5 protein-coding genes are annotated in these 6,813 nt (G+C 32.5%); all 5 read right to left on the bottom strand.

All coding sequences use genetic code 11. The annotated features are described in order from the left end of the window. Positions 1–1,169: 1,169 nt before the first annotated feature. The 5 genes from LG649_RS15710 to LG649_RS15690 all read right to left on the bottom strand — a co-directional run bounded on the left by LG649_RS15710 (position 1,170) and on the right by LG649_RS15690 (position 5,805). Positions 1,170–1,880, bottom strand: a complete 711-nt coding sequence (locus LG649_RS15710; protein WP_226544775.1) for a TlpA family protein disulfide reductase — start codon at positions 1,878–1,880, stop codon at positions 1,170–1,172. 280 nt (positions 1,881–2,160) lie between these two features. Next, complete coding sequence (locus tag LG649_RS15705) at positions 2,161–2,652, bottom strand: hypothetical protein (RefSeq protein ID WP_226544774.1); 492 nt, start codon at positions 2,650–2,652, stop codon at positions 2,161–2,163. A 590-nt stretch (positions 2,653–3,242) separates the two neighbouring features. Continuing rightward, a complete protein-coding gene (locus LG649_RS15700) occupies positions 3,243–4,190 on the bottom strand; it encodes a ketopantoate reductase family protein (protein WP_226544773.1) in 948 nt (315 codons plus the stop codon). Between the two features lie 63 nt (positions 4,191–4,253). Then, positions 4,254–4,835 (bottom strand): Crp/Fnr family transcriptional regulator, encoded by a 582-nt coding sequence (locus tag LG649_RS15695; protein ID WP_226544772.1) that lies wholly within the window; start codon positions 4,833–4,835, stop codon positions 4,254–4,256. A 598-nt stretch (positions 4,836–5,433) separates the two neighbouring features. After that, on the bottom strand, positions 5,434–5,805 hold the full coding sequence (locus tag LG649_RS15690; RefSeq protein ID WP_226544771.1) for a hypothetical protein: 372 nt from the start codon (positions 5,803–5,805) through the stop codon (positions 5,434–5,436). Between the last annotated feature and the right edge of the window lie 1,008 nt (positions 5,806–6,813).

Genomic DNA, 6,813 nt, shown 5'->3' with positions numbered 1-6,813 from the left:
CAAAAGCATTTTTACCAATTCTATTTTTTCCGCCTGAATATTCATTTCATATTTATTTATAACCAAAAATAATGATTTTAACTTGAAATTTTGATTGGAAACGATTTTTTTTAAATGAAGCCCAACGTATTTGTATAAGATTAGTTGCGCTGGAAATCCGTTAGGATTTTCAGATTACGGAACTAAGATAATAAAAATGCGAGGATTTTCCGAAGGAAAATCAGAAGCAATTAATTTTATACGGTGTTACAAAATGTAGCGACACATCAGATTGGTTTTGCACAGCATTTCGTCTGCGCAAAATTTCAAAATTCAGGTTATGAGTTTTTTAGAATATTCTAACTTAAAATTCTCAAAAAAAAACGCGAATAGTAAACCACGGTTTTTTTCAGACGTTCTAAAATTCCACAACCTTGCCCAATTCCGCAAGAGTGAGATTTCACGTAACGATTGTCAGATTCAGAGTTTTAAAATTCAGAGTTTGAGTATTCAATTCCGCTCGCTGCTTTGGTCAAATTCAGATTTAGTTTTCCCTCGGATTTCTCCGCATCTGAGTGAGTTCGGAGCTATTTTTTGTAACGTATTTGTATAAGCTCAGTTGCGCTGGAAATCCGCGAGGATTTTCAGATTAAGGAACTAAGATAATAAAAATGCGAGGATTTTCCGCAGGAAAATCAGAAGCAATTAAACTTATACGGTGTTACAAAATTTAGCGACACGTCAGATTGGTTTAGCATTGCATTTTGTCCGCGCAAAATTTCAAAATTCAGGTTTTGAGTTTTTTAGAATATTCTAACTTAAAATTCAAAAAAAAAATCGCGAATAGTAAACCACGCTTTTTTTTCAGCTGTGGTAAAATTCCGCAATCTTGCTCGATTCCGCAAGGGTGAGATTCCGCGTAACGATTGTCAGATTCAGAGTTTTAAAATTCAGAGTTTGAGTGTTCAATTTCGCGCGTTGCTTTTGTCAAATTCAGATTAAGATTGTCATCGGATTTCTCCGCGTCTGAGTGAGTTCGGAGCTATTTTTTGTAACGGTCTCGTATAACCGTCAGTTACGGGTTAAAGTACGCAAATTTTTCGGTTTAGCACTAACGTTAGCAATTCCGAGTGGATTCGGACGAAGTCGAATCCACCGTAATTGCGGTTATACATTGTTGGCATACGTTTTTATTTCAGACCTTGTAAGATTTCGATAAATTTTTTGCCATCTCTCATTTTAATTTCGCCGTTTCCATTTTTGATTTTTGGGATTCCGTATTTTACTTTTTTTACTATTCCATTCCTATCCAAGAAAAAATTTAGAGGATAAGTTTTTATTTCCATTTTGTCTATAAAATCCTTTGCATCTACTATATGGTTAAAAGTGAAATCGTTTTTTTCTAAAAATTTTTCTACATCTTGTTGTGTTTCGTATGTTAATGCAAAAAAGTTAAAGTCAGAGCCATACTCTTCTTGAATTTTATTTAGGATAGGAATTTCATCTATACAAGGGGCACATTTGGTAAACCAAAAATTGATAATTGTTGGCTTGCCTTTTAAATCTTCCAATGTAATTTCCCCTCCTTTTAAATCGGTCAGTTTGAAGTTTGGGAAAGGTTTATTCAAGTACTTTGAAAAATTACCAGTAAAAGATTCTGCTCCTTTAACTCCAAAAGTTGCATAGTGAATTACAGAATCCTGTTTAGTTTCGGTTCTTGTTATATTTGCTACCAAAGACATTCCTTTTAGTTTATCACCTAATTTTTCTTGTTGTTGCAAAAGCAAGTTATCTAATTCTGTCTTTGTTAGCCGATTTTTTTCGTTAGTCGAATAGTATTCTGTTTGTGAAAATGAGGTTGTTGAATAACTTATAAAAAAGAGTAGAACAAGGTATTTCATAGTTTTAATAATTTAATTTATATCTTCTAAAGACTGAAAAAGAAGCAAAATGTTGCAATTTCGTTCAATTCTTATGTTTGTTTTCGTTTTTTCAAATGTATGCCAACGGTCTCGTATAACCGTCAGTTACGGGTTAAATTAGCGATAATTTTCGGTTTAGCACAGACGTTAGCAATTCCGAGTGGATTCGGACGTAGTCGAATCCGCCGTAATTGCGGTTATACATTGTTGTAGTGCGTTTTTTCATTTCTATTTTCCAGTCAGATTAAAGTCCGACGTTTTATTTCAGTCCAAATTCGTTTAAATTTTGGTTAACTCTTTTCCAGTCAGTTCCGATAAAATTCCTGTCATCATAATTTTCGGAAAGTACTACATAAAAATACTTGGTCAAATAATAGACTTCAGCCTTTCGTTTAGCATATCCTAAAGCTCCAATATCTTTCATTTGGAATTCAACTTTATGACTTCTTTTATTTTCATTAATCAGTTCAATAGTTTTGGTTTTCCAAGTCGCAACATTGAATAGAATATTTAATGGATTTAAGTAGATCAGTCCAATGATTGTCAAAATTGGTATTAACTTTCTTAATATCGGTTCGGACAAATTTCGATTAGCTTTAAATTCCATTATGAGCAAAGGAATAGGTAAAATCAAAATTCCGTAATAAATAACTGCTTTTAAAAATCCGATTTTGGTTTGAAACAAGTCGAAAATGTCCAATAAAAAAAGGGGCAAAACTATGTAAAATGTTATTCGAATTATTTTCAACATATCGGTTTTCTCAAATGCACTACAACGTATTTGTATAAGCTTAGTTGCGCTGGAAATCCGCGAGGATTTTCAGATTAAGGAACTAAGATAATAAAAATGCGAGGATTTTCCGCAGGAAAATCAGCAGCAATTAAACTTATACGGTGTTGTAAAATGTAGCGACACGTCAGATTGGTTTAAGGTTGTATTTTGTCCGCGTAAAATTTCAAAAATTCAGGTTTGAGTTTTTTAGAATATTTTAACTTAAAATTCTCAAAAAAAAATCGCGAACAGTAAACCACGCTTTTTTCAGCCGTTGTAAAATTCCGCAACCTTGCTCAATTCCGAAAGAGTGAGATTCCGCGTAACGATTGTCAGATTCAGAGTTTTAAAATTCAGAGTTTGAGTGTTCAATTCCGCGTGTTGCTTTTGTCAAATTCAGATTTATATTTCCATCGGATTTCTCCGAGTCTGAGTGAGTTCGGAGCTATTTTTTGTAACGGTCTCGTATAACTGTCAGTTACGGGATTAAAGTTAATAATTTTCGGTTAAGCACAGACGTTAGCAATTCCGAGTGGATTCGGACGTAGTCGAATCCGCCGTAATTGCGGTTATACATTGTTGTGTGTAGCTTTTATTTCCTTATAAATACTTTCTGTAAAAGGTGTTTCCACTCCTAACTTTTGTCCGTATTTAATAATAGCTCCTGCAAATAATTCTAATTCGTTGTTGTCTTTTTTTGAATTAATATCGAGTTGTAAAGATGTTGGAGTAGTGGGAGGGAATGTAAAAGCTTTCTCAAATGTTCTTTTAATTATGTTTTCTTGTAAATCTATTTGTTGTCTATTAGCAATTTCTTTTATTTCTTTCATTATGTTTGTTGCTTCTTCTTTTTGAAGTTGACTAGTGCAAACTGCTCCAATTGATGAATTATGCTTAGCTGTTACAAGACCAAAACTTGCAATAAAAATAAATTTTGTCCAAATATCAATTAACGAATTGTCTTTAAAATCAAAATCAATTCTACTGTTTTTAATTAAATTAATCACCCAGTCAATGTCTTCAGAACTATTTTGAGGATCTTTCCCAAAAATTAATTTTCCTGCTTTTCCTTTATGTTCAACAATTCCTTTCTGTTTTATATGAGATGCGACATAAACACAAGAAGGAAGAATAATATTTCTCGGAATTATGTTTCGAATTCTATCATAAATATCAGCACCATTCATCATTGGAAGTAAAATAGTTTTATCAGTTATTACTTCTGATAACTGGTTGCACACATTTTCTAAATCATATTCCTTAACACAGACTAGTATTAAATCGGGTTTAATTACTTCCTCTATAGAAGATAGAACAAAGTTAGGTTTTGTTGTGTTGTTTTGATGTTCGGCAGACAATAAGGTTAAACCATTATTTTTTATAACATCGTAGGTTTGACCTCTTGCGACAAATGATATATTATTAGAGTTATTCAATTCGCTAAATTGACTTATTTTGAAACCGAAATAGCCTCCAACTCCTCCTAAGCCTATTATTACAATATGTTTTTTATCCATTATTTATTTTTTTACAAAAATGAGACGAATTAATAAAAAACATACTTGATAAATGTCAAGAAATTACATTTTAGAAATATCTTTTCTAATTCTACTTAATGTACTGTCAGTTATCCCTAAATAAGAAGCAATAATTTTTAAAGGAATATGCTGGAAAATATGAGGTTGTTTTTTTAAAAGATGTAAATACCTTGTTTCTGCTTTCTGACTTACAACTTCTATTAATCTATCATTCAATTTGTAATAGTTGATTACAAATAAAAGTCTACTAAATTCTCTAAATTCTGGAATTGTATGAAAGTTTTGTTGAACATTTTCTAGATTCGTTTCCCAAAAAGAACACTCGGTTAAAGTTTCATAAATTTCTTTTGTAGGTTGTTGTCTGAAAAAAGAAAGAAAATCATTAACGAAGCAAGGTGCCCAATAAATATTAGTAGTAACTTCTTCACCGTCTTCGTTTAGAATATAGGAACGCATATATCCTTTTTCTAAAAAATAGGTTTTTGTACTAATTGTTTCTTTATCTAAAAGTCTTATGTTTTTGTCAAGTGTAAATTCTTTAAATGTTTCGGTAATTTTCTCAACAGTTTCTGTTTCTATTGGAAATAAAGAATGGAAATAATTGTTAAGGTTTGTCTTGTCCATAGTGATTGGGAGAAGTTACACACAACGTATTTGTATAAGCTTAGTTGCGCTGGAAATCCGCGAGGATTTTCAGATTACGGAACTAAGATAATAAAAATGCGAGGATTTTCCGCAGGAAAATCAGAAGCAATTAAACTTATACGGTGTTGTAAATTGTAGTATTTTCAGATTTGTTATTCCGCTTGATTGAATTTCCGCGTTTGAGTGAATTCCGATTCTGGGTTTATCCGCAACAATTTTCAATCCGCAAAGGTGATATTCCACGCAATATTTGTTGATTCCACGTCTTAAAATTCCGCAAACTGGCTCAATTCCGTTCGAGTGAGATTCCGCGTAAATTTTGTCAAATTCAGAGTTTGAGTGGTTTTCTCCGCGAAATAATTCAGAGTTTTAATTTTCAGAAATCAGAAGCTTTTAAAATTCGGAATTTTCCGCCGTTTAAGTGAGCGCTATGATTTACAACGGACTCGTATAACCGTCAGTTTACGGGTTAAAGTACGTAAATTTTTCGGTTAAGCACAGACGTTAGCAATTCCGAGTGGATTCGGACGTAGTCGAATCCGCCGTAATTGCGGTTATACATTGTTGTAACATGTTTTTATTTTTCCGTTTTTATTAATTCAACATATTTTTCGTTAAATGAGTATATCAAAATTCCGATTATTAGAAAGATTGCTTTATTCAATATTTCAGTCAAATTAATTTCATCTCCTAAGCCGATTTTTAAAAGTTTAGCCAAGAATGAAATTCCGTGACTTAATATTAATATTATCGCCCAGATTTTAATTCCGATTTTCGCATTTTTATTTTTTGAGAAAATTAAGAACAATAAAATTCCTTGAATTGCAATAGGAAGAAACGCTATAAAATTTCCGCTTGATAGTCCATAAAAATTCCAACATAACAGTAGAATTATATATCCGATTAGAGAATATTCGAATGCTTTTTCCTTAAAAATTACTTTCTCCATTTAGTTTGGTCAAATGTGTTACAACGTGTTTGTATAAGCTTAGTTGCGCTGGAAATCCGTGAGGATTTTCAGATTAAGAAACTAAGATAGTAAAAATGCGAGGATTTTCCGCAGGAAAATCAGCAGCAATTAAACTTATACGGTGTTATAAAATGTAGCGACACGTCAGATTGGTTTAAGGTTGTATTTTGTCCGCGTAAAATTTCAAAAATTCAGGTTTGAGTTTTTTAGAATATTTTAACTTAAAATTCTCAAAAAAAAATCGCGAACAGTAAACCACGCTTTTTTCAGCCGTTGTAAAATTCCGCAACCTTGCTCAATTCCGCAAGAGTGAGATTCCGCGTAACGATTGTCAGATTCAGAGTTTTAAAATTCAGAGTTTGAGTGTTCAATTCCGCGTGTTGCTTTTGTCAAATTCAGATTTATATTTCCATCGGATTTCTCCGCGTCTGAGTGAGTTCGGAGCTATTTTTTGTAACGTGTTTGTATAAGCTTAGTTGCGCTGGAAATCCGCGAGGATTTTCAGATTAAGAAACTAAGATAGTAAAAATGCGAGGATTTTCCGCAGGAAAATCAGCAGCAATTAAACTTATACGGTGTTGTAAATTGTAGTTTTTCCGATTTTGAGTAAATATCAATTCAGGATTTTTCCACAACAATTTTCAATCCGCACGAGTGATATTCCACGTAAAATTTGTCAAAGTCAGTGTTTTATAAATTCCGCAAACTGTCTGAATTCAGCAAGAGTAAAATTCAGCGTAAAGTTTGTCAAATTCAGCGTTAGAGTGGTTTTCTTCGCGAAATAATTCAGAGTTTTAATTTTTCAGAAATCAGAAGTATTTAAAATTCGGAATTTTCCGCCATTTGAGTGAGCGCTATGATTTACAACGTATTTGTATAAGCTTAGTTGCGCTGGAAATCCGCGAGGATTTTCAGATTAAGAAACTAAGATAATAAAAATGCAAGGATTTTCCGCAGGAAAATCAGAAGCAATTAACCTTATACGGT

Origin of the sequence: Neotamlana laminarinivorans (assembly GCF_020523925.1) — a bacterium.
GTDB classification, from domain to species: domain Bacteria; phylum Bacteroidota; class Bacteroidia; order Flavobacteriales; family Flavobacteriaceae; genus Neotamlana; species Neotamlana laminarinivorans.
Note: the sequence above shows the minus strand (reverse complement) of the source record. Positions and strands in the feature narration are given on the sequence as shown.